The sequence below is a fragment of the Leucothrix pacifica genome, from assembly GCF_003172875.1.
Classification (GTDB): Bacteria; Pseudomonadota; Gammaproteobacteria; order Thiotrichales; family Thiotrichaceae; genus Leucothrix; species Leucothrix pacifica.
This window is the reverse complement of sequence record NZ_QGKM01000075.1, coordinates 44,781-68,382: the sequence shown is the minus strand read 5'-3', so window position 1 is coordinate 68,382 and position 23,602 is coordinate 44,781. Positions and strand designations below refer to the sequence as shown.

The 23,602-nt window shown below is 45.6% G+C and carries 19 protein-coding genes; 13 read left to right on the top strand and 6 right to left on the bottom strand.

Translation table 11 applies throughout. The features are described 5' to 3' along the window. Window positions 1-18 precede the first annotated feature (18 nt). Both purF and DKW60_RS19170 read left to right on the top strand, forming a co-directional pair. Window positions 19-1,524, top strand: coding sequence for an amidophosphoribosyltransferase (gene purF, locus DKW60_RS19175; RefSeq protein ID WP_109839278.1), 1,506 nt, complete (start codon window positions 19-21; stop codon window positions 1,522-1,524). Window positions 1,525-1,541: 17 nt separating this feature from the next. After that, window positions 1,542-2,114 carry a L,D-transpeptidase gene (locus DKW60_RS19170; protein ID WP_109839277.1) on the top strand — a complete coding sequence of 191 codons (573 nt, stop codon included), beginning with the start codon at window positions 1,542-1,544 and terminating at the stop codon, window positions 2,112-2,114. A gap of 89 nt (window positions 2,115-2,203) precedes the next feature. On the opposite strand, the gene DKW60_RS19165 is transcribed toward DKW60_RS19170, so the two are convergent. The 4 genes from DKW60_RS19165 to DKW60_RS19150 form a co-directional block, all read right to left on the bottom strand. Continuing rightward, window positions 2,204-6,049, bottom strand: coding sequence for a DUF3683 domain-containing protein (locus tag DKW60_RS19165; protein WP_109839276.1), 3,846 nt, complete (start codon window positions 6,047-6,049; stop codon window positions 2,204-2,206). A 287-nt stretch (window positions 6,050-6,336) separates the two neighbouring features. Continuing rightward, a complete protein-coding gene (gene mreD / locus DKW60_RS19160) occupies window positions 6,337-6,831 on the bottom strand; it encodes a rod shape-determining protein MreD (RefSeq protein WP_109839275.1) in 495 nt (164 codons plus the stop codon). A 2-nt stretch (window positions 6,832-6,833) separates the two neighbouring features. Beyond that, on the bottom strand, window positions 6,834-7,661 hold the full coding sequence (mreC, locus tag DKW60_RS19155) for a rod shape-determining protein MreC (RefSeq protein ID WP_281271869.1): 828 nt from the start codon (window positions 7,659-7,661) through the stop codon (window positions 6,834-6,836). A gap of 81 nt (window positions 7,662-7,742) precedes the next feature. Next, window positions 7,743-8,807, bottom strand: coding sequence for a rod shape-determining protein (locus DKW60_RS19150; protein WP_109839273.1), 1,065 nt, complete (start codon window positions 8,805-8,807; stop codon window positions 7,743-7,745). A gap of 225 nt (window positions 8,808-9,032) precedes the next feature. Between DKW60_RS19150 and DKW60_RS19145 the strand changes: the two genes are divergently transcribed. The 3 genes from DKW60_RS19145 to DKW60_RS19135 all read left to right on the top strand — a co-directional run bounded on the left by DKW60_RS19145 (window position 9,033) and on the right by DKW60_RS19135 (window position 12,593). Then, window positions 9,033-9,833, top strand: coding sequence for an alpha/beta fold hydrolase (locus DKW60_RS19145; RefSeq protein ID WP_245929746.1), 801 nt, complete (start codon window positions 9,033-9,035; stop codon window positions 9,831-9,833). Window positions 9,834-9,964: 131 nt separating this feature from the next. Further along, entirely contained in the window at window positions 9,965-11,173 is a 1,209-nt protein-coding gene (locus tag DKW60_RS19140; protein ID WP_109839272.1) for an MltA domain-containing protein, read from the top strand. Between the two features lie 193 nt (window positions 11,174-11,366). Then, window positions 11,367-12,593, top strand: coding sequence for a coiled-coil domain-containing protein (locus DKW60_RS19135; protein WP_109839271.1), 1,227 nt, complete (start codon window positions 11,367-11,369; stop codon window positions 12,591-12,593). Window positions 12,594-12,694: 101 nt separating this feature from the next. Here DKW60_RS19135 and DKW60_RS19130 read toward each other — a convergent pair whose 3' ends face one another. Continuing rightward, window positions 12,695-14,470 carry an ABCB family ABC transporter ATP-binding protein/permease gene (locus tag DKW60_RS19130; protein ID WP_109839270.1) on the bottom strand — a complete coding sequence of 592 codons (1,776 nt, stop codon included), beginning with the start codon at window positions 14,468-14,470 and terminating at the stop codon, window positions 12,695-12,697. 80 nt (window positions 14,471-14,550) lie between these two features. Beyond that, window positions 14,551-15,375, bottom strand: a complete 825-nt coding sequence (ppk2, locus tag DKW60_RS19125; protein WP_219988841.1) for a polyphosphate kinase 2 — start codon at window positions 15,373-15,375, stop codon at window positions 14,551-14,553. Between the two features lie 337 nt (window positions 15,376-15,712). Here ppk2 and rluB point away from each other — a divergent pair, with 337 nt between their 5' ends. From rluB to pstB, 8 genes are all read left to right on the top strand, one after another. Beyond that, a complete protein-coding gene (rluB, locus tag DKW60_RS19120; protein WP_109839269.1) occupies window positions 15,713-16,525 on the top strand; it encodes a 23S rRNA pseudouridine(2605) synthase RluB in 813 nt (270 codons plus the stop codon). 289 nt (window positions 16,526-16,814) lie between these two features. Next, window positions 16,815-17,303 (top strand): pilin, encoded by a 489-nt coding sequence (locus DKW60_RS19115; RefSeq protein WP_109839268.1) that lies wholly within the window; start codon window positions 16,815-16,817, stop codon window positions 17,301-17,303. A gap of 100 nt (window positions 17,304-17,403) precedes the next feature. After that, window positions 17,404-17,880: a pilin gene (locus DKW60_RS24395; RefSeq protein ID WP_109839267.1), complete on the top strand. Its 477-nt coding sequence runs from the start codon at window positions 17,404-17,406 to the stop codon at window positions 17,878-17,880. 78 nt (window positions 17,881-17,958) lie between these two features. Beyond that, window positions 17,959-18,654 carry a phosphate regulon transcriptional regulator PhoB gene (gene phoB / locus DKW60_RS19105; RefSeq protein ID WP_109839266.1) on the top strand — a complete coding sequence of 232 codons (696 nt, stop codon included), beginning with the start codon at window positions 17,959-17,961 and terminating at the stop codon, window positions 18,652-18,654. A gap of 94 nt (window positions 18,655-18,748) precedes the next feature. Continuing rightward, the gene (locus DKW60_RS19100) at window positions 18,749-19,780 is read left to right on the top strand and encodes a PstS family phosphate ABC transporter substrate-binding protein (RefSeq protein ID WP_109839265.1); all 1,032 of its coding nucleotides are present in this window, start codon (window positions 18,749-18,751) and stop codon (window positions 19,778-19,780) included. Window positions 19,781-19,990: 210 nt separating this feature from the next. Continuing rightward, a complete protein-coding gene (pstC, locus tag DKW60_RS19095) occupies window positions 19,991-21,382 on the top strand; it encodes a phosphate ABC transporter permease subunit PstC (RefSeq protein ID WP_109839264.1) in 1,392 nt (463 codons plus the stop codon). 19 nt (window positions 21,383-21,401) lie between these two features. Then, entirely contained in the window at window positions 21,402-22,682 is a 1,281-nt protein-coding gene (pstA, locus tag DKW60_RS19090; protein ID WP_109839263.1) for a phosphate ABC transporter permease PstA, read from the top strand. Window positions 22,683-22,749: 67 nt separating this feature from the next. Continuing rightward, window positions 22,750-23,595 (top strand): phosphate ABC transporter ATP-binding protein PstB, encoded by an 846-nt coding sequence (gene pstB / locus DKW60_RS19085; protein ID WP_109839262.1) that lies wholly within the window; start codon window positions 22,750-22,752, stop codon window positions 23,593-23,595. The last annotated feature ends 7 nt before the right edge of the window (window positions 23,596-23,602 follow it).

Here is a 23,602-nt window from a genome sequence, read left to right as displayed (position 1 = left end):
AATATAGGTAACACCCGCATGTGTGGAATTATCGGTATCGTTAGTCATTCGGCAGTTAATCAGGAGCTGTACGATGGACTAACCGTCCTACAACATCGAGGGCAGGATGCCGCAGGCATCGTCACCAGCGACGGACGACATTTATGCTTACGCAGAAAAAATGGCTTAGTGAAAGAAGCCTTCAGAACCAGCTCTCACATGCGCAAGTTAAAAGGTAAAATGGGTATCGGGCATGTTCGTTACCCTACTGCCGGCAGCTCTTCTCAAGCTGAAGCACAACCTTTTTATGTCAACTCTCCCTACGGTATCTCACTCGCACACAACGGTAATCTCACCAACAGCAGCTCACTGCAACGGGAGCTGTTTGAACAAGACCGCCGACAGATCAACACCGAATCTGACTCAGAAGTCCTGTTAAACATCTTTGCCCAAGAGCTTCATCACCAAAACTCTTACCGGGTCACTCCGGACGATATATTTAAAGCTGTCGCAGGTGTTCACAAGCGCTGTAAAGGTGCTTACGCGGTAGTGGCAATGATCACTCGCGATGGTATTGTAGGATTTCGTGATCCACATGGCATTCGTCCACTGATCTATGGCGCTCGCAAAACAGAGGGTGGCATCGACTACATGCTGGCATCTGAGAGCACTTCATTAGTCACTCAAGGCTATGAAGTCGTCCGTGACATTATGCCCGGCGAAGCCATCTACATTACCCATGACGGTGAAGTGCACACGAAACAATGCGCTGAAAACCCAACGTACAACACCTGCTTGTTTGAGTACGTTTATTTCGCCAGACCTGACTCTGTGATTGACAATGTATTCGTACATAAAGCACGCATGCGCATGGGTCACAAGCTCGCTGAAAAAGTGCAAAATGAATGGAAAGATCACGACATTGATGTCGTGATACCTATCCCTGATACCAGCCGTACATCGGCTCTGGAAATGGCAATGACATTAGGTGTTAGCTACCGTGAGGGTTTTATCAAAAACCGCTACATCGGTCGTACCTTTATCATGCCGGGACAAAAACAACGCAAAAAGTCAGTTCGCCAAAAGCTCAACCCTATTGATCTTGAGTTTAAAGGTAAGAATGTGATGTTAGTGGATGACTCAATTGTCCGCGGCACAACCTCTAAAGAAATTGTCCAAATGGTCCGCGATTCTGGTGCCAAAAAAGTCTATTTCGCATCTGCATCACCACCCGTCAGATACCCTAATATCTACGGTATTGATATGCCTGCAGCGAATGAGTTAATCGCACATGATCGTACTGAAGGTGAAATTGCTGAACTTATGGGTGTTGATCGCCTGATCTATCAGGACCTGAACGATCTGAAAGACTCAATTACCGAAGGTAATAATGAACTTGTCGAGTTTGACTGCTCTGTATTTAACGGAGAGTATATAACCGGTGAGAATAAGGCTTACTTTGATGAGTTACAGCAAAAACGCGCTGATTCTTCCAAGAAGAAAAAGAATAAACGTGCTGCTGTGGACATGTGTAACAGCCAATAAGTAACAAGCTCATCAGTATGAATAAACAGCCGGTCTACTCTAGCCTCACGGGTAATCAGGAGTTGCTGGATCGGCTGTTCTCAAACTTCTCAGATCACATTTCTAATACGATGTTGCTGGTCAATATCTCTCAGCAATGTCTCTATCATCTACAAGATAATACACTGATCAATAAGTACATTATCTCTAGTGCTCTCAACGGTGTGGGTAGCGAAAACAACAGCGGAAAAACCCCACTTGGCGCACACTGCATTCAAGAGAAATTCGGTGATGACGCGCCCATTGCCACTATCTTCAGGGGACGAGTAGACACTGGGGAGTTGGCTAACATTCTAACTGATCAAAATACTACTAGTGATGCGGATAACATTACTTCACGCATCCTGCGTCTGGCAGGCCTTGAGCCGGGACTTAATCAAGGTGATGGCGTCGATAGTTATAACCGCTACATCTACATACATGGCACTGATGAGGAAGGCAGACTGGGTCACCCCGCTTCCCACGGCTGCATCCGCATGGCTAATCAAGACATTATCAATCTATATCCCACGCTTGAGCTCAATACGTTCGTTTATATTTTTGCAGCCTGACCCTCTTAGTTTATCGGAACACCCAATGTAAGAAGCCCCGAATCACATCCAGTGAAACGGGGCTTTATTAACAACTGTCGAGTCAATCTTTAGAGTAATACTTTCTCAATGCCACCTTTCGTGACTTGTTGTACGAATTGATCAGACCAATCCTTACCCAACATGTTATTACACATTTCAACTACAATGTAATCAGTATCCAGGCCGGTTGATTCTGAGTAACGCGACAAACCTTGCTGGCAAGCCGGGCAGTTAGTGAGAATCTTGACGTTTCCATCTTTAGCCATTTCGTCACCTGTGAACTTCTTCACGCCCTGCTTCAATGTTTCTTCCTTACGGAAACGAAGCTGACTCGCAATGTCCGGACGACTCACTGCAAAGGTACCTGCCTCACCGCAACAGCGATCGGTCAGTGCTACCTGCTTACCCACAAGGGTAGACGTCACCTCTACTGGATTGTATTGCTTAATAGGCGTGTGGCATGGGTCATGATAAAGGTACTGTACGCCCTTAACACCATCCATTTTCATTCCCTTCTCCATCAAGTACTCATGGATATCTAGCAAACGGCAATCCGGGAATATTTTTTCAAACTGATATTTCAGCAACTGATCCATACAAGTACCACAAGACACAATAACAGTCTTAATATCCAGATATTTCAGTGCTTGTGCTAAGCGATGAAACAGGACGCGATTCTCAGTAGTGATCTCGTTGCCCTTTTCAATATCACCACCCGATGTCTGCGGATAACCACAACATAAATACCCTGGTGGCAGGACCGTTGTAGCGCCTACTTCATAGAGCATAGCCAGCGTTGCCATACCGATTTGCGAGAACAAGCGCTCAGAACCACAACCAGGGAAATAGAACACCGAATCGCCCTGTGGCTTTGTCGGATCACGCAAGATAGGTACCGTATTGCTATCTTCCAAGCCTAAGGTTGCACGCGTCGTTCGCATTGGAACACCCACAGGAAGTGGGTGCTTTACAAACTGTATCACTTGCTCTTTGATAACCGTTTTACCTGTTGTCGCAGCAGGCGTTTCATCTTCAGCTAACCAATTTAGCTTCTTAAACAGCTTGTGACCAAACCGTTGTGCTTTAAAACCAGCCTGAATCATTCCCCCACGCATTAATTTAATAGTGGTTGGGTCTTTGATATTCAGAAACGCCATCGACGCTTTGGTAGTGATATTCGATTTTTTCTGCCCGCGCGACTTCAAAATGCTGCGCATGCGAACCGTGACATCACCATAATCGATATTCACCGGACAAGGATTCAAACACTTATGACACACCGTACAGTGATCTGCCACATCATTCATTTCTTCCCAATGACGCAGTGATATACCACGGCGTGTTTGCTCCTCGTACAAGAACGCTTCAATCATTAGGCCTGTCGCTAAGATCTTGTTACGCGGTGAATACAATAAGTTGGCACGCGGAATATGTGTTGTACACACCGGCTTACACTTACCACAACGCAGACAGTCCTTAATATCATCATTCAGTGCACCCAGCTCATTGTGCTCCATCAACAAAGCTTCACGCCCAACTAAGCGTAGAGATGGCGTATAGGCGTTCTCAAGACCAGAGCCTGGCATCAATTTACCACGATTGAAATGACCTTGAGGATCAACTAATGCCTTATAGTCTGCAAATGCGGTACTGATTGATTCATCCAGATACTGCATTTTGGTCAAACCGATACCATGTTCACCGGAAATAACACCATCAAGACTCAGTGCCAACTCCATAACTTCATCAACGATATGTTCTGCTTCCTGCATCATCTCATAATCGTTGGAGTTGACCGGAATATTGGTATGAACGTTGCCGTCCCCCGCGTGCATATGAAGCGCGATAAACAAGCGGCTAGACAAAATCTTCTTATGAATTTCCTCCAACTTGTTGCGTAATGGCTTCAGTTCGTTTCCGGCAAATATTTCCTGAACTGGCAACTTTACTTCGCGTTTGTACGAGATAACCAAATCACGACGCAAAATCAGATCAACAATACGGTCGTCAGGGCGCTGAGCTGCCTTCACTGCATCATCTAATAAATGCTCAAAGCTTGTCGCTGGCTCAAATAAATTATCCAGCAGCGTCTGCCAGTAATCACGCTTTTTACTTAAATGATCTGCTGCGTGCGCTTTCTTATTTTTCAGGAATTCAGCGCTTTCATCACTGGCTTCGAACTTAGCCTGATTCTGCAGCTCCGGACTCGCACCTGCCAGATTCTCAAGCACAGCATCAATCAGTCTCAATTTATTCTTGATGGACTGCTTAACGTTGATGGTCTCGATGCCTTCCGTGTATTCCGCAAGATTTTGCAGTGGAATTACGACATCCTCATTAATTTTGAAAGCATTGGTATGGGCAGCGATCGCCGCAGTACGCGAACGATCCAACCAGAAACGACGGCGAGCTTCAGGGCTAACCGCTGTAAATCCTTCGGCATTACGCGCATTGGCCAGCTTGATCACGGTTGAAGCCGCTTCAGCAACAGCCTCTTCAGACTCACTCACGATATCTGCCAGTAACACCATCTTCGGCAACGTACCGCGAGCGGCTTTAGGCGTGTATTTTACCGCTCTGACATAACGCTCATCCAAGTGCTCAAGGCCGGATAGCAACACAGCTTTGTTATTATCGAGATAGTCTTTTACTTCAACAATCGCCGGTACCGCTTCATGCAAGTCAGTACCATAAAACTCCATACAAACCGTGCGAATATTCTCAGGCATGCGGTGCAGTACCAGCTCTGCAGATGTAATCAGGCCATCACAGCCCTCTTTTTGAATACCCGGCAATCCACCAAGGAATTTGTCCGTAACATCCTTACCCAGACCGTCTTTGCGGAAGAAACGACCTTTGTACTTTAGAATCTCAGGCTCACCCTTTTGCGTAACACCATCGTTTCCGTAGCGAGTCACACGGAACTCAACATCTTCCTGATCATGGATTTTACCCATGTTGTGATTAAGTCGCTCAACCTCTAACCACTCAGCGTCTGGCGTCACCATTTTCCAGGACACCAAATTGTCTAATGCCGTTCCCCACATCACCGCCTTTTTACCACCGGCATTCATGGCAACATTACCACCAATAGTCGAAGCATCCTGAGACGTTGGGTCAACCGCAAAGACTAAACCATTTTCTTGTGCTGCATCAGAGACACGTCTGGTCACAACACCTGCACCAGCGCGTATCACAGAGATAGCTGCACCGTTTTCTGACACACCTTCACGCAGGAAAATCTCACTTAGCCCTTCCAGCTTTTCAGTATTGATGACAGCACTCATTGCATCCAATGGAATGGCACCACCGGTATAACCCGTACCACCACCACGTGGAATGACGGTTAATCCAAGGGCAATACACTCTTGTACTAAAGCTGCAATTTCTGCTTCAGTATCCGGTGTTAATACAACGAACGGTAACTCTACACGCCAGTCAGTCGCATCAGTAACGTGCGAAACACGTGCCAAGCCATCAAACTGAATATTATCTTTTCGGGTTAGTCCTTTAAATGCCTGAACTGCTTTCTTGCGCAAGTCATAATAAGACCCAAACCACTCACCAAACTCTTCAACCGATTTACGGCTGTGCTTTACCAGCTCCATCGTCTCGTGATTACCGGAAGCACGTTGCTGTATACCATCCAGACGCTGATTCATGGTGTCAATAAGTGACTGACGACGCCCCTGATTTTCCAGCAAGTCATCCTGAATGTAAGGATTGCGCATGACAACCCACATATCACCCAGAACCTCCAGCAACATATGCGAGGATATACCTGTTTCGCGGGACTCGCGCAGCGACTCTACCAGCTCCCAGGAGCGTGGGCCGAGTAATCGCAAAACGATTTCACGATCAGAAAAAGACGTATAGTTATAGGGAATTTCGCGATATGGGTTCTCAGTACTCATGACTCTGTCAACTTATTTACCGGGTCGGTATTGTAACCTGATTGAAGCTGCGTTAAATATAAAATATGCTAAACCCACTGTTTATTTACAGCACTTTCATAACAAGCATCAATATCTTATATATTTTAGAGACTTAGCCCCTGTGAAAATAAGCGCGGCGGAAGGAAAAACCCTGAGAAAGTGACGATTATTCTCTACTGATGTAGTAACTTTCAGCACCTTAATAAAATGCTAATCGCTTACTAAAAAACAATGAGGGAATATAACAGAGTTGGGGGACTCTGACGCTAGTCATCAAATCGGTTCAGCGTCATAAAGATACGCGTCAGCGCCCAATGATATAGTGGCCAAATAATCAAACTACCAGCTAGTGATAACCAATATAACCATGCTGCCGGAGAGTTACCCGTGAATCCCAACACCCAAAGATTAATCAGCATGTAACTACCCAATGCCACTAAGAGCACGGTTAATTGATGAGTTAGTGTGTGCACATTGATACGCAAACGCAGACGCATGGTAATAAATACCACAACGGTGAGACCTAGTGCGTGCTGCCCCAAGCTCGAGTTATACATTGCATCCAGTAACAAGCCTGCAATCCATGCCAACACAATACTCACCTTGCGCGGCATAATCAGCACCCAGTGCACCAAAGTGAGCGCCACCCACTCAGGCCGCCATGTGAGTAGATTGTCGGGAACAGGCAATAAAGTTAGCGCAAATGCCAGCAGGATCGACGCTAAAATAGCGCCGCGGAAGCGCAGTATATATGACTCCATCGCTAAGGTTGCTCCTCGGCTTCTGGTTCTTCTAAGACAGTTTTGTGATTAAATCGCCAGATCAATAACACTTCACGGCTCTTACTGAAATCAACCATGGTACGGGCATTGACCCGCATAAACGAATCACCAGGGTTATAAGCAACCGTCGCTACTGAGGCAACCGGGAAGTCTGCCGGAAACAATTGACCAAGGCCGGAACTGACAAACGTATCTCCGGATTTAATATCGACATTAGCCTCAACATTTTTTAGCTCTAGCTGATTAGTATTCCCTGAACCAACCGCAATGGCACCAAGGCCCGTTCTCATATTTCTGACCGGAATAGCATGACGACTATCAGTCAACTGCAGCACAATTGAGGAGGATGGTGAAACACTAAACACCTGACCGTATATACCATTACCAGCCAGCACAACTTGCTTTAGGTAAACACCGTCTTTACTGCCTTTATTGATGCGAATTGTTTTGCGGTATTGATCATTCGAGACCGAGAGAATCTCCGCCAGCATGAATCGCTCCTGTACGGCAGGAGTCGCATTGAGTTGCTTGCGAAAACGAATGTTTTCTTCCGCGATGGAGCGATATTTTTGATCTCTTGCCGCATAGATACCGACGAGCGTTTCGAGCTTCTTATTCTGCGCCATCATTTCGCTGTGATTTTTAAAAAAATCAGAAACCGAAGTGGCTACCCGAAAAGGAAAGTCTACTGCTACCTGCAACGGGTGCAAGATGATATTCAGTGAAGTACGGATGGGCGCAAGACTGGATTCACGGTAATCCATCAAAATCATGGCAATAGAAAGCATCACTGCTACCAAAAATTTTATAAGCAGTGAGCTTTCAAGCCGATTTTCGCCTAACTCGTCGATGAGAATTACCCAGCTAGATTGTTATAAATATTTTTAGAATTAGCCGTACTGTGAAGAGTAGTCAGATGTCCAGAAGTCAAAACCGTCGTCATCCATGCGCTCCAATATGCGACCACCACCACGTGCTACACACGTCAATGGGTCATCGGCAACTAACACCGGAATACCTGTCTCTTCCATAAGTAGGCGATCCAAATCACGCAACAAAGCTCCGCCGCCTGTCAACACAATTCCACGATCCGCAACATCAGCACCCAACTCAGGAGGCGTTTGCTCCAGTGCCGTTTTCACTGCACTCACAATACCGAACAACGGCTCTTGCAGTGCTTCAAGGATTTCATTACTGGTCAGAGTAAAGCTACGAGGCACACCCTCAGAAAGGTTACGCCCTTTCACAGTGATCTCCATTAGCTCCTTACCAGGATAAGCAGAGCCGATTTCACATTTAATTTGTTCAGCCGTCGCCTCACCAATCAACATACCGTAGTTACGTCGAACATAACTGATGATTGCTTCATCTAAGCGGTCACCACCGATACGAACCGACGCGGAGTAAACGATGCCGCGTAATGACATGATAGCAACTTCAGAGGTACCACCACCAATATCCAACACCATTGAACCGACAGCTTCATCAATCGGCACACCCGCACCGATCGCTGCGGCCATTGGCTCTTCAACCAAGTATACTTTTCGTGCGCCAGCACCCATTGCTGAGTCTTTAATCGCGCGACGCTCAACCTGAGTCGCACCACATGGCACACAAATCACCACGCGTGGGCGAGGACGTAATATCCGGCCACTGTCCACTTTACGAATAAAGTGTTGCAGCATTTTTTCAGTGTAGGTGAAATCAGCAATTACGCCGTCTTTCATCGGGCGAATTGCAGTGATGTTAGATGGTGTTCTACCCAGCATCTTCTTCGCTTCAATACCGACTGCCTCGATTTTCTTTGGGCCACCTGGTCCGCGATCCTGACGAATAGCCACCACAGAAGGTTCATCCAGAACAATCCCTTTGCCGCGCATGTAAATAAGCGTATTTGCAGTTCCCAGGTCTATCGAAATATCGTTAGAAAACAAGCCGGAGAAAAATTTAAACATATGAATCCATTTCTAATTGTCGTGGCAAAAACAGCCGTGTTTGAGCGGTTCTGAGATTTATTCTCTAATGTAGCAATGCAGCGCGCTACGGGCAACCATTAGCATCATTATATTGATCATTATCGGGCAGATTATAACTGGATATTTCTTTATCGTTAATGAATACTTCGTGCTAAATTTATACAGCGCTACCCTGTGTTAGTCTACTAAGTCCCACGTGAACAAATGACCACTATGATCCCATTACTACACTACAAGCAATTTGGTGAAGAATCACCCAATAAAAACATCATTTTATTGCACGGTCTGCTGGGGTCTATGGACAACTGGCGAAGTCAGGCATCCAAGCTTGCTCAGCATGACGGCTATCGGGCGATTACGCCGGATATGCGAAACCACGGCCAGTCACCTCACATTAGCGGCATGCGTTACAAAGACATGGCGGAAGATATACTACAACTTGCAGATCACTTGAGCATTGAGCGTTTCGACTTACTCGGTCACTCAATGGGTGGCAAGGTCGCCATGTATCTCGCACTGAATCATGCGGAACGTCTAAACAAGCTAATCATCGTTGATATCGCCCCTAAGCCTTATGAGTTGTGGCACATTCCGGTATTTAAAGCTTTGTTGTCGTTGCCTGTTGCTGAGTTTACATCCCGCAAGCAAGCAAATGACGAACTCGCTAAAAGTATTTCAAATGACGGCGAGAGAGCTTTTTTACTGAAAAACCTCAAAACAACGGATGCCGGTGGTTACGAATGGCGTTGCGATCTACAAGAAATTACGCGCACCTACCTTAACATCGCGAGTTTTAATGTCGCCAACAATGTCAGGTTCAATAAGCCTTGCCTGTTTGTGAATGGTGGTAAATCACCCTACATTGATGCGGAGGAAGATAAGGAGCTGATAAACGGGTTGTTCACACAAGCCACGATTCAAACAATATCAGAAGCAGGTCACCTCCCACATGTCGAGACACCTGCCGACTTTTACCAACGAATTCAGACATTTCTGCAAAACTAACCCACACAAAAACATCGCTCTGCCGAATTATCGTTCGTCTGATTGTACCGTTGGTGACTTGTCATCGGCGCATCATTTGGCATAATTGTGCTCATACCCCGATATAAAAATAATAAATATAAGAGTACATCATGACATTAACCCCACTTGGAAAAACGCTTTGTATAGCGATAATACCGTTGTTGTTTAGCGGTTCAGTGTTGGCAAACACCAGTTTTATTGATGACTTACAATTACTTGGAAATGATCGGTATGAGCAGTCTGGCTTGAGCGCTAGTGACTTCATGGATATCACGGCACCACCTCCACCGCCCAGACAATCTGTTCAGATACCGGTGAATACCTTTACTATTTCGCCTTCTCTTCGGTCGGGACTGAGCCATGCGGCTCGCTATTTGCGAACACAGAATCCGAATCTGGCGGTAGCGCAACGGGGCGTTAATGTATCAAACCGCACACTTGCTCAAACTTTGCATGCTCTTCTGAACTGGGGTGGCGATATCGCCCCACATGCGCTACAGCAGCAATTCGACCTGGTACCTTTACTTAACGGTGAAAGTAAAGCCAGTAAATTCACAGGCTATTACACACCAATTATTCAAGCCAGCGCCAAGCCGGATGCACGTTATAAATACCCCATTTACCGGGCACCAATGAGCCAGCAATTACGTCATCTAAGCCGAAGTCAGATCAGTAATGGTGCGCTGAGAAACAAAGGTCTGGAAGTTGCGTGGACGAATGATCCAATCGGTTTGTTCTATATGCAGGTACAGGGTTCGGGGATTTTGGAATACAGCAATGGGAAACGTGTTTCGCTTAGCTTTGACGGCTCTAATGATAAACCATTCCGCAGTCTATCCCTCTTTATGAAGCAGCAAGGACTGATGAAAGGCAGTATGGGACGCGAGCGCATCCAGAAATGGTTATATGCCCACCCTACTTACCTGACAAAGGCAATGAACAGTAATCCCAGATATGTCTACTTCAAACCCGTACAACGCGGTGTATTAACCGCGTCAGGCATGCCAATTATCCCCGGACATTCTGTCGCCGTTGATACCAATTACATTCCTTTTGGTTCAGTGGTACTTGCTGAAGTGCCCATTATCAATAGTAAGGGACAAACGATGGGGGCTGAGTGGAAAATTCTGCTGCCTCAAGACCGTGGCGCTGCAATCAAAGGTCCGGCGAGAATGGATATTTACACTGGCAAGGGCGAACAAGCGCGCCAGATTGCCAACCAGCTGACCGGGCACGGACGGGCATTCTTACTGCTCAATCGTCAGGGAACTCAACTAAGTCAGCGCGCGATGCAGGCAAGTGATCACCCGACGCTATAGAATTATATTCGACGACTTCTTTAAGGTACGGTTAATAGCTTAAACCGTACCGTTCAAGCTTGTGTACTATCTAAAAAGTGTTGATACAGTATAAATACGTTAAGTGTTATACTCGGAGTGAACGAAACAACGTTAAATCGTTCAATATAAACGATAACAGTAATCAGCATAAGCTGTAGCGAGAATTCTAAGCGTGAGTCAAAAGCCCAATCGATTATCAGTTCCGGTAACCCTCATCAGTGTCGCGACACTAGCGGCTTGCTCAGGTAGTGCACTGGCTGCAGAAGCTGGCCTGTCTCAGGATTCAATTATCAGCATTGTTGTTGCCGCAATTTCCGGTGGTGCATTTGTTACCGCACTGTGGGCACTTTTATTGGGCCGCAAGTCCATGAAAAAGGACAGAGAGTTTGTCACCACACTGAAAAAAAATATCGTGCGTGACCAACGTACCATTGATAAATCGCTACGTTCCATTGAAACCAATGAGGTTCGTGCTGAGAGAATTATTGACCGACTGGTCTATCAAAATAACGCCTTGATCAGCAAACAACACCATGCCTGGTTAAGTGCCGAGAAAATACAAGAACTAGCCGCCCAATCTGAAAGCATTGAGGCTAACTTGCAAGAGCGCAGTGAAGCGCTGGAACGTCGGATTCAACAAACCCAACATATTTGGGATGAGCGCTTGGGCGAAACAGAAAATACAGTTTTACGGGTAGAACAAGAACTCAGAGATGGTCTTAATCATTTAGAAGTGGGTATTAAACGAGTTCAGCAACAAGATGCGCATTCTTACCAACTTGCCCAACACATTACCGCTCAACATAATTTACAATTACATACACTCGAAGCTAACAATGAGTTGGCTGAGCAAGTACGCGCCCGTTTGGATACAACTTTAGAAGAATCCACTCAATTACTCGAACACCTACGCAGTAATCAAGCTAAAGCGGATGCTGCCTACGAACGCTATATGGAGAGCATCAGTGGTTATGAAAATGACCTCTACACAGAGTATGATGCCGCCTTCCAGAGCGCTGACATGGCTCGCCAAGAACTCAGTGCGAGCGTTGACGAAAGCCGCATACACGTTGAGAGCTTACGTCGTTACGAGGAACAGAGTCGCGTTATTAAAGAAACCACTGAAAGCAACCTGAAACAGCTAGATGTCAAGGCGATTAACCAGCTCTCTGATACGCTTGAAACGACACAACAAACCTTCCAATCGCTCAGCAAGAAAGTCGCTGAAGCTCAACAAGCGTTGAATAGTCTGAACGAAGCTGACCTAAATCAAGCCTCATCAGATCACAAACAAAATAGTAATGGCTCTGGCGAAACGCATTATTATCAGGAAGCCGTGGGTGATAACAATCTGGTTCCTTTCTTCAGCTCACGCAAGAACAAAGACACTAAGCACTAAGCACTAAGCACTAAGCACTAAGCACTAAGCACTAAGCACTAAGCACTAAGCACTAAGCACTAAGCACTAAGCACTAAGCACTAAGCATCATGAGCTTGATATCAGTCTGACTCAAGCTGTAAGTCCCACATTCTTCGATACTCACCATTCGCCTGCATCAACTCGCTGTGAGATCCGCGCTCAATGATCGTTCCCTGCGACATAACCAGTATCTGATCAGCATCCACAATGGTTGATAAGCGATGTGCGACCACTAAGGTGGTGGTAGTTGCCGAAATTTCTTTTAAAGTGCGCTGGATGGCTTGTTCGGTCGTACTATCCAATGAAGAAGTTGCCTCATCAAACACCAAGATCGCCGGACGCTTCAGAATTGCCCGGGCAATTGCCACCCGCTGCTTTTCACCACCGGATAGCTTAAGTCCGCGCTCCCCTACTTTGGTATCCCAACCCTCTGGCAAGCTCTCGATAAAATCCTCTATCTGCGCCATGGAAGCTGCCTCACGCACCTCCTGGTCAGTGGCATCAAGCTTACCGTACTGAATGTTGTAGCGAATAGTGTCATTAAATAGCACGGTATCCTGTGGAACGATCCCAATACCACGCCGCAAACTGTTTTGTTTCACCTCACGAACATCATTACCGTCAATGAGCACCTGACCTTGATTTACATCATAAAATCGGAATAACAAGCGTGCCAGTGTCGACTTTCCTGCACCACTATGCCCTACTACCGCCACAGTTTGACCAGCAGGAACCTCAAAGCTGATGCCTTTAAGAATTTCACGATCATCCTGATAACCAAAGTGCACCTGATCAAAGCGGATTTGGCCTTGCTCAACATTCAGATCGGTCGCAGAGTCTTTGTCTTCAATTTCAGGTGTGCGCGAGAGTAGCTTAAAGACCAAATCCATATCTGCCAGTGTGTATTTAAACTGTCGATAAATTATTCCCAGTGCCCCCAACGGTATGAACAACTGCAGCATAAAAGCATTGACCATTACCAATTCACCGATAGTCATCTGCCCATCCACCACCTGACTAGCGGCAAAAAACATAATAATGGTCACACCAATCGCGATAATGGCACTCTGTCCGAAGTTCAGAACTGACATAGAGGTCTGGCTCTTAACCGCCATACCCTCCCACTCTGACAAGGTTTTATCGTAACGAGTCAGCTCCAACTGTTCATTATTGAAATACTTCACCGTTTCATAATTGATCAAACTATCAAAGGCGTGAGTATTCGCTTCAGAATCCAAACGATTCATATTATGCCGATAATTAATCCGCCAATTACTAATCAGGACCGTGAACAACGCATACACCGCGATTGTGCCAAAAGTAATTAGTGCAAAAATACCATCGTAGTTAATTAAGAGAATGGCCGCAACGAGCGTAAATTCTACAAAGATGGGAATAAAACTGAATACCAGAAAGTTCATCATGGTACTAACGGACCGAGTACCCCGCTCTAAGTCGCGACTAATAGCACCGGTCTTTCGTTCCAGATGAAAACGCAGCGATAAATTATGCAGGTGCTCTAATACCTGATTAGAAAGCTGCCGCATCGCGTGATAACGCACTCGAGCAAAGACTGTGTCACGTAACTCGCTAAACAAAGAATTCGCCAGTTTTAACGCACCATAAGCAAGCAATAAGCTCACAGGCAACACCAGCACCTGAGCAGTTTTGTCAAAGCTATCTACGATATCGCGAAGTACCAGAGGAACACCAATATTGGCAAACTTCGCCGCAATCAGACACAACAATGCAAAAATGGCACGCCCACGATAAGCCTGCAGGTAGTAAACAATCCGTTTGATGTTCAGCCAATCGTTTCGGTCGTTGTGCTCTAAAGTGTCACGTTTTACGTACATGAAAAAGCCCCCTGATAGAGGGGGCTAATCATAGAACATTTTTAAGCTATCCGTCGGCTTATTGCCAGTGGAATCACGATTTAGCCGTTGCCGGTCGGCTCGTTGTTATAGAGCTTGGATACCGGACCAACAATTAGCTCATCAGGACGATAGACTACTGAGGTATCTTTATCGTCATAATCTAACTGATCCAGAAAATAACGCATACAACTGATACGAGCTCGTTTTTTATCGTCAGACTTCACCACCGTCCAAGGGGCATCTGCCGTATCCGTATTAAAAAACATGGATTGACGAGCTGCGGTGTAATCATCCCAACGGTCCAGTGATTCGATATCAATCGGGCTCAGCTTCCATTGTTTCAACGGGTCATGTTTGCGCGAACTAAAACGTCTTAACTGCTCCTGACGCGTCACTGAAAACCAGAATTTGAATAAAATAGTATCTGAATTTACCAGCATGCGCTCAAACACCGGAGCCTGACGCATAAATTCCAGATGGTCCCGGTCAGAACAAAAGCCCATCACCTTCTCAACACCTGCCCGGTTATACCAGGAACGGTCAAACATCAAAATCTCACCCGACGACGGTAAGTGACGGATATAGCGCTGGAAATACCACTCTCCCAACTCTCGCTCACTGGGTTTTTCCAAGGCAACTACTCTGGCAATACGAGGGTTCAGGTGTTCGGTAAAGCGCTTAATCGTACCTCCTTTACCTGCCGCATCACGTCCCTCAAACAACATGACGATCTTCTTGCCTTTTAGCTTTGCCCACTTCTGTACTTTTAACAGCTCAATCTGCAGCAGGTACTTCTCTCGCTCATACTCGGCCAGTTTCATTTTTTCAGCATAGGGATACTGGCCATTGGCATTGGTGATTTTTAGCAGATCTTTACCAGACATACTAATTGAGCCATCCATGACTTTCTTAGCATCGGTTAAGCCGACCAGTAACTTTTGAACCTCCTGCTTATTTAATTTTACTTCAGGGCTTTTTTGAGACTGTTTGGATTCTGATTTGTTTTTCTCATTCTTTGTGGACATGACAATTAACCTGATAAATAAAGAGGAAATTAACAAACGCTGAGGGACTATTCAATCACTCATAGCTCAACACCTGCATCAGGTAAACTCAAGTCATTGTTTTACCGTTACCTGTGCTTATATTTCTTGTAGAAACCCTTATAACAAAGCACGCCCTGTGGGATAATGCAGGATACTTTTTTACGGATATATCCTCATGGCTGAACGAATTCAGAAAATGCTCTCCCGCGCGGGTTACGGCTCCCGACGAGAAATTGAACGCTGGGTGGAAGAAGGTGTGATTCTGGTGAATGGACATAAGGCCACTCCCGGACAGGCTATTGAGGAAACAGATCAGGTATCGCTTCGAGGCCAACGCTTAAGACTTCAGTCCCGCCTTCAGTCTAAACCGCAAGTGTTAATTTATCACAAGCGTGTCGGTGAGATTTGCACGCGTAATGACCCCGAAGGTCGGCCCACTGTCTTTCAAAACCTGCCAAAGCCACACAGTGGACGCTGGATTCAGGTCGGACGCTTAGATATCAATACCGAAGGTCTACTACTGTTTACCACTGATGGTGAATTGGCAAATCGCCTGATGCACCCCTCTTATCAAATCGAGCGCGAATATGCGGTACGGGTGATGGGGATTGTTACAGAAGAGATTCTGGCAGCGCTTAAAGCAGGGGTTATTCTGGAAGACGGCCCAGCTAAGTTTGAAAAGATCACTTTTGCTGGTGGTGAAGGCATTAATCAATGGTATCACGTGGTGCTGCATGAAGGCCGCAACCGTGAGGTTCGCCGTCTATGGGAAAGCGCCGGACTTAAGGTTAGCCGGTTAACACGCGTGCGCTATGGCACAGTGAGCATGCCACGCTACTTAAGGCTAGGCTATAGTGAAGAACTGGAAGTGAAAGCATTACGTAATATCTATAAGAGCGTGGACATGCCGTTTGATGAACCAACCCCACCTAAAAAATCCCAAGCCGGGAATAAAAAATTTGGCGGTAAGGGAAAATCTCGCCGATAAATCACATGGGCAACTATTTAATCAACCGAATTGACAATAAATCGGGGTAACAATTGTCACTTCGGTTTGTTTGCTGTCCCAACCTGACACTGGCAAGGGCAGAAAGTGACGATAACCACCTACAAAAGACAACTTTCTGGTAATGACGAAAGGTAGGTCTAAAAATAAAAACGATTTAATAACAAAGACTTAAACTCATTCAGCTAAAGTTTGGCATGCCAAATGCAATATCCTTTTCAGTTACAAACTAACCCCTTAAATAAAACAACATAATAAGAGAGATATAAAAATGAAAAAACAACTCCAGCAAGGTTTTACACTAATCGAATTAATGATCGTAGTAGCAATCATCGGTATTTTGGCATCAATCGCATTGCCGGCTTACCAGACGTATGTTGCTAAGTCTAATATTACCTCGATCCAAGCCTCGGCAGCAGCGGGTAAGACAGAAGTTTGGCAACACTACATTGACAATGGGGCAATGCCAGTCCCTTCTACCACTGTCATTCCTGGTTTGTTCGCAGTAATGGGTGGCGATGGTGTAGCAGCAAATAGTGGTTTACCAGGAGGAAGTGTGACTTCATTTACAGTAAGTAGCGATGGTACTGGTACTAACAACGTATTGACAGGTACCGTAACGCTAGCTGGAATCAACGGTAACGTTAATACTGAAACGATTGCTTTCGCATACATCGATGATGGTGACGCGCTTAAATTCACATGTACTCCTAGTGCCAACCTTGATAACAAGTATCTACCAAAGCAGTGCCAAGACTAAACATTAAACTGTAAAGTTTATAGTTACAGAGGCTCGGGCAACTGCTCGGGCCTTTTCATGTTGATAAACAATTAGCAACAGCAAAAGAAGCAGTAAGACTATGAAAAGCAATCATAATTCAGGTTTCACTCTCATTGAGCTTATAATAGCTGTTGCTATTATAGGTATACTCACCATCATTGCGATACCTGCTTACCAAACATATGTAGCCAAATCCATTCTTTCAACTCTACAAACCTCCGCTTCAGCCGGAAGGTCAGGAATGATGAGCAGATATATGGAGTTAGGTGAGATGCCAGAAGAAGGTATTGGAGAGAATGGAATAAATCAACCAGGAAGCATTACGCAAGGACTAATTAATTCTCTAAGTATATCGCCATATCAATCTTCTTTCACATATACCAAAGATGGCTCAAAAAAAGCATCCATCATTATTACACTGGCTAATGTCAATGGCTCTGTGAATACGAAAAAGTTGAGCTTTGTTTTCGAGGATATTGGAGGTGCTCTTACGATGTCTTGTATTGCCGACTCGAACCTTGCCCCCAAATATATACCCAAGAACTGCACACAATAGTATTATCATTGGATAAAATTATGTAATTCAGAAACAAACCCTTATGGTACTCGCCCAATCTGTAAATGGGCTAATTATATGCTCTATTCAAATACCAAACACATCCTCTGCATAGAAGACGAAGCCCCCATTCGCGACATGCTCCGCTTCTCCTTGGAACGCGAAGGCTATACCGTTCACGACGCTGAAAACGCCGCCCAAATGAACGAACAAATCAGCCAGCAACGCCCTGACCTGATTCTAATAGACTGGATGCTACCAGATTCCAGCGGCCCTCAGCTCATCAAACAACTGCGTAACGAGTCTTTCACCCGCGACATCCCCATCATCATGCTCACTGCCAAAGCAGAAGAGCAAGATATGATTCAAGGTTTAGAGTCCGGTGCAGATGACTATGTCAGCAAACCCGTCTCTCTAAAGTCACTCAACGCACGCATTAAAGCATTACTGAGAAGAAGTGACGCCTTCAATTCAGATGACATTATTCGTTACGAGCCTCTGGAGTTAAATCTGTCGACTCACACGCTATCTATTAATGGAGATAACTTAACAATTGGCACCACCGAGTTAAATCTGCTGCGCTATTTCATGCAAAACCCGGAAAGAGTTCTCAGTCGCGCCCAGTTACTGGATCATGTGTGGGGGCAAAATACATTTATCGAGGAGCGCACGGTGGACGTGCACATTCTAAGACTCCGTAAAATCCTCAAAAAGCAATCAATGGAGCACCTACTGCAAACCATTCGTGGCAGCGGATACAAACTTTCACGCTAAGCTAAATATTTCAAACCTTGTCATAAACCTGTCACATAACCCAACTATAGTTCCGCTCATCGAATTACACACTAATGTTTAAGAGAGAAACGGAATGAAAAAGTTACCATTATTTATCGCTGCCGGGCTTGTCGTATCTGCTTCTGCCGCTTCTGCACGTGATTATATTGAAATTGTTGGATCTTCAACAGTTTACCCATTCACTACCGTTGTTGCTGAAACATTTGGTAACAAGACTAAATTTAAGACTCCAAAGATTGAATCAACCGGAACCGGTGGTGGTGCTAAGCTTTTCTGTTCTGGCACAGGCATCGACACGCCAGACATCACTAACGCTTCTCGTCGTATGAAGAAAAGCGAGTTTGATACTTGCCAGAAGAACGGCGTAAAAGACATCATCGAAGTCCAGGTTGGTTTTGACGGGATCGCTTTTGCTAACTCTAAAAAAGCAGAGCAGATGACGCTCACTCGTAAAGATATCTTCCTTGCACTAGCTAAGACAGTACCGGGCAAGTATGAAGGCGAGTTAATGCTTAACCCGTACAAGACGTGGAAAGATGTTAATCCAGAACTTCCAGACATTAAGATCGAAGTACTAGGTCCTCCTCCAACCTCTGGCACGCGTGACGCATTCGCTGAGCTGGCACTGGAAGGTGGTTGCAAGGCTTTCCCTGCAATTGCAGCGCTGAAGGATACTGATAAAAACCTTTACAAAGCAACTTGTCACGAAGTTCGCGAAGATGGTCACTTCATCGAAGCAGGTGAGAACGACAATCTTATCGTACAAAAACTGGAAGCAAATCCGAACGCACTAGGCGTATTCGGCTTCAGTTTTCTTGATCAAAACTCTGACAAAGTCCACGGTTCAATCATCGATGGTTCAGAACTAAGCTTCGATAGCATTGCAGATGGTGATTACCCTGTATCCCGCCCTCTATACTTCTACGTAAAAGCGGCTCACATCGGTAAAATTCCTGGTATCAAAGAATTCCTGACTGAGTTTGTATCTGAGGATTCATTCGGTGAAGACGGTTACCTGCTTGAAAAAGGTCTGATCCCACTTTCTGAAGAGCAACGTGAATCATTCCGCGCAGCAGCAACTAACATGACTCCAATGTCAATGTAAGCAACTGCTTGTCGCGTAACAGCCTCGGACTTTGTCACTAAAGTCTGGGGCTTGTTTTTGAGTTAGTGAAACGGGTTTATTCCGGACTGAGTCAACTTCAGAAGTCACAACCCTAAAAATAATTTCTGGATGGCTCAGACCCGAATAAATCTCAAATGCTAATTAACAGTGTATATAATCCTCAACCAATTCGGATAAAGTGAGTTTGGCATGCCTTTAAATACGATTCTTATTACCTTGCTCCTATTGCTGGTCTTCAGCTACTTCATAGGCAAAGGGCGGGCGATAGCGGTATCTACAACAAAAAGTAACGGGCGTCGTAATTTACACTCGCTTCCTTCTTACTATGGTTACATGGTCGCATTGTGGACAGTCATTCCTGCAATCGCTATCTTAGTCATTTGGACAATATTTGAGACCCAGATCGTGTCGAGCCTGACTTTCTCGTCACTCCCTGCTGAGCTTCAGCAAGAAGGTCAAAGCTCGTTTGGATTATTACTGAATGAGGTAAAAAATGCCGTCCAAAGCGGTCAGGTCGACTCCTTCACTGACCCGGTAAAAATAGCCGCTGCAGAGCGTTATGAGAGTGTCAGATCAATCAGTTTACTCGCTAAGACAGTGGTTGTATTAGGCGTTGCATTGGTATGCTTATACTTGGGCTGGCGCTATATCAAGCCTGAAACTCAGGCGCGTAACAAAGTAGAAAGTATCGCTCGTTGGGCGATGATTCTTTGTGCGTCAATTGCTATCCTGACCACTGTGGGCATCGTCTTCTCGGTAATATTCGAATCGGTATTATTTTTTAAGTCAGTCTCCATTACAGAATTTTTATTTGGTACAAAGTGGAGCCCGCAAACCTCTATTCGTGCAGATCAGGCCGGCAGCTCTGGCGCTTTCGGTGCCGTTCCATTATTCGTTGGAACATTGTTGATCTCGCTCATCGCATTGATTATCGCGGTTCCACTGGGCTTGATGTCTGCGATTTATCTTTCAGAATACGCAAGCTCAAGATTCCGCTCTTTTGCTAAACCTACGCTGGAAATACTGGCGGGTATTCCGACCGTTGTTTACGGATTTTTCGCCGCACTAACAGTAGCACCATTTATACGAAACCTTGGTGAATCCTTAGGCTTAACGGTTGCCTCAGAAAGTGCATTAGCGGCAGGCCTGGTAATGGGCATCATGATTATCCCATTCGTATCATCACTCTCTGATGACGTCATCAATGCCGTCCCTCAATCACTACGTGACGGTTCCTTTGGAATGGGTGCAACAAAATCTGAAACGATCAAACAAGTGGTTATTCCAGCCGCATTACCCGGCATCATTGGTGGAGTTCTGCTGGCAGCCTCGCGTGCGATTGGTGAAACCATGATTGTGGTCATGGCTGCCGGATTATCCGCTAACCTGACATTCAACCCATTGGAAGCAGTTACCACCGTCACCGTACAAATCGTTACCCTGCTGACGGGTGACCAAGAGTTTGATAGCCCGAAAACACTGGCAGCATTTGCATTGGGTCTGGGCTTATTCCTGATCACACTGCTCCTCAACGTTATCGCACTACACGTCATTCGCAAGTATCGCGAACAATACGACTAAGCACCGGAAGAACTTAGCTATGAATAAAAGCACACAAATTGTAGAAGCCGGTTTACAAAAACGGTACGCAAAAGAAAAGCGGTTCCGCCTGTATGGTCTGATATCAATCCTGATCAGCCTGGCGTTTCTGGTGATTCTGTTAGCTGACATTATTGGAAAAGGCTACCCTGCCTTCCAGCAAACCTATGTGAAGCTGGATGTCACCATTGATGGTGAAGTGTTGGGTTTAACGGCAGAATCTCCTGAAGACAAACTTTACAGCGCCTCCTATTCGAAGGTCATCAGAAACGCACTCAGAGAGAAATTCCCTGGCGTGACGGATCGAAAACAAAAGCGCGCCTTAAGCAATTTGGTGAGTAAATCAGCCGCTTATGAATTGCGCGACATGGTTGTTGAGAATCCAAATCTTATTGGTACGTCTGGCTCCTATTGGTTCCTTGCCAAAGATGATGTAGACGTCTTCATGAAAGGTAATATTGACCGCAATTTACCTGAGAGTGACCGCCGGATAAAAGACTATCAGCTGGAATGGATCGATACCCTAGTCGCTGAAAATCGCCTTGAAAAACGCTTCAATACTGTATTGTTTACGGAAGCTGATTCCCGTGAACCAGAGCAAGCAGGTATTCGCGGTGCATTAATGGGATCGCTCTACACAATGCTGATCACCATGTGTCTGGCATTCCCGATTGGTGTTGCTGCCGCTACCTATCTGGAAGAGTTTGCACCACAAAATAACAAGTGGGTTGATCTGATCGAAATCAACATCAACAACCTTGCAGCCGTGCCATCAATTGTATTTGGTCTGCTTGGTTTGGCGGTCTACATCAACTTCTTTGGCGTGCCCCGCTCCACTCCGTTGGTCGGTGGTTTGGTGCTGACCTTAATGACCTTGCCGACGATTATCATTGCGAGTCGTGCTGCGATTAAAGCGGTTCCACCCTCAATGCGCGAGGCTGCTTTAGGACTAGGTGCATCAAAAGTGCAAACCGTATTTCAGCATGTTTTACCCATGGCCATGCCGGGTATTCTGACAGGAACGATCATCGGTATGGCGCAGGCGCTGGGTGAAACAGCTCCCCTACTCATGATTGGTATGATTGCTTTCGTTTCTGATATCCCGCAAAGCATTATAGACCCGTCAACGGTAATGCCTGTACAGATTTACTTATGGTCAGACAGTCCGGAGCGAGCCTTTACAGAACGTACATCAGCAGCAATTATAGTATTACTGGCTTTCCTGATTACCATGAACTTAGTGGCAATCATGCTGCGTAAGCGTTTTGAGAAGCGCTGGTAGCCCCAGCCCCACACATTGAATAGTACACTGACATACACTACACACTAATTTGCAGGACGATGCTGAAATGAGCACTGAAATAGCTGATAAGAACCGCGATGAATTTGACATCGAAATACTAAATACGGTTGGAAAACCGTTTATCGACAAGCCCGAAGATATCAAAATGGCCACGCGTGACTGTGACGTATTTTACGGTGATAAACAGGCAATATTTGGTGTGGATCTCGACATCGGTAAAAACGAAATCATTGCCATGATCGGCCCTTCAGGTTGTGGTAAATCAACCTACCTACGTGCGCTAAATCGCATGAATGACACTATTGAAATTTGCCGTGTATCCGGCTCATTGACACTGGATGGTCAGGACATCTACAGCAAGAAACAAGACCCGGTTCTGCTACGTGCGCGTGTTGGTATGGTTTTCCAAAAGCCAAACCCCTTCCCTAAATCAATCTACGACAACGTCGCCTACGGTGCTCGCCTTCACGGTTTAGTCAGCAACAAAGCGGATCTGGATGATTTAGTTGAAGCCAGTTTAACTAAAGCTGGTTTGTTTAAAGAAGTTAAAGACAATCTACAAAAGCCGGGTACGGGTCTATCAGGTGGTCAGCAGCAGCGTTTATGTATTGCACGTACCATCGCGGTTGACCCTGAAGTTATCCTGATGGATGAACCAACTTCTGCACTTGATCCGATAGCAACGGCTATCATCGAAGAACTGATGGACGAGTTACGTCACAACTACACCATTGCGATCGTGACTCACTCCATGCAACAGGCGGCACGTATTTCACAACGCACCGCTTATTTCCACTTAGGAAAACTGGTAGAAGTGAATGCTACCAACGATGTCTTCACTAACCCTGAGCACCAATTAACTGAAAATTATATTACAGGCCGATTCGGCTAAGGCACGG

Excerpts from the sequence above, each read along its gene's own strand:
- purF (WP_109839278.1), top strand. The coding sequence starts at position 19 with ATGTGTGGAATTATCGGTATCGTTAGTCATTCGGCAGTTAATCAGGAG.
- pstC (WP_109839264.1), top strand. The coding sequence starts at position 19,991 with ATGCCTTTAAATACGATTCTTATTACCTTGCTCCTATTGCTGGTCTTC.
- rluB (WP_109839269.1), top strand. The coding sequence starts at position 15,713 with ATGGCTGAACGAATTCAGAAAATGCTCTCCCGCGCGGGTTACGGCTCC.
- DKW60_RS24395 (WP_109839267.1), top strand. The coding sequence starts at position 17,404 with ATGAAAAGCAATCATAATTCAGGTTTCACTCTCATTGAGCTTATAATA.
- DKW60_RS19170 (WP_109839277.1), top strand. The coding sequence starts at position 1,542 with ATGAATAAACAGCCGGTCTACTCTAGCCTCACGGGTAATCAGGAGTTG.
- ppk2 (WP_219988841.1), bottom strand. The coding sequence starts at position 15,375 with ATGTCTGGTAAAGATCTGCTAAAAATCACCAATGCCAATGGCCAGTAT.
- DKW60_RS19145 (WP_245929746.1), top strand. The coding sequence starts at position 9,033 with ATGACCACTATGATCCCATTACTACACTACAAGCAATTTGGTGAAGAA.
- phoB (WP_109839266.1), top strand. The coding sequence starts at position 17,959 with ATGCTCTATTCAAATACCAAACACATCCTCTGCATAGAAGACGAAGCC.
- DKW60_RS19140 (WP_109839272.1), top strand. The coding sequence starts at position 9,965 with ATGACATTAACCCCACTTGGAAAAACGCTTTGTATAGCGATAATACCG.
- DKW60_RS19165 (WP_109839276.1), bottom strand. The coding sequence starts at position 6,049 with ATGAGTACTGAGAACCCATATCGCGAAATTCCCTATAACTATACGTCT.
- DKW60_RS19100 (WP_109839265.1), top strand. The coding sequence starts at position 18,749 with ATGAAAAAGTTACCATTATTTATCGCTGCCGGGCTTGTCGTATCTGCT.
- DKW60_RS19130 (WP_109839270.1), bottom strand. The coding sequence starts at position 14,470 with ATGTACGTAAAACGTGACACTTTAGAGCACAACGACCGAAACGATTGG.
- mreD (WP_109839275.1), bottom strand. The coding sequence starts at position 6,831 with ATGGAGTCATATATACTGCGCTTCCGCGGCGCTATTTTAGCGTCGATC.
- DKW60_RS19150 (WP_109839273.1), bottom strand. The coding sequence starts at position 8,807 with ATGTTTAAATTTTTCTCCGGCTTGTTTTCTAACGATATTTCGATAGAC.
- pstB (WP_109839262.1), top strand. The coding sequence starts at position 22,750 with ATGAGCACTGAAATAGCTGATAAGAACCGCGATGAATTTGACATCGAA.
- DKW60_RS19115 (WP_109839268.1), top strand. The coding sequence starts at position 16,815 with ATGAAAAAACAACTCCAGCAAGGTTTTACACTAATCGAATTAATGATC.
- pstA (WP_109839263.1), top strand. The coding sequence starts at position 21,402 with ATGAATAAAAGCACACAAATTGTAGAAGCCGGTTTACAAAAACGGTAC.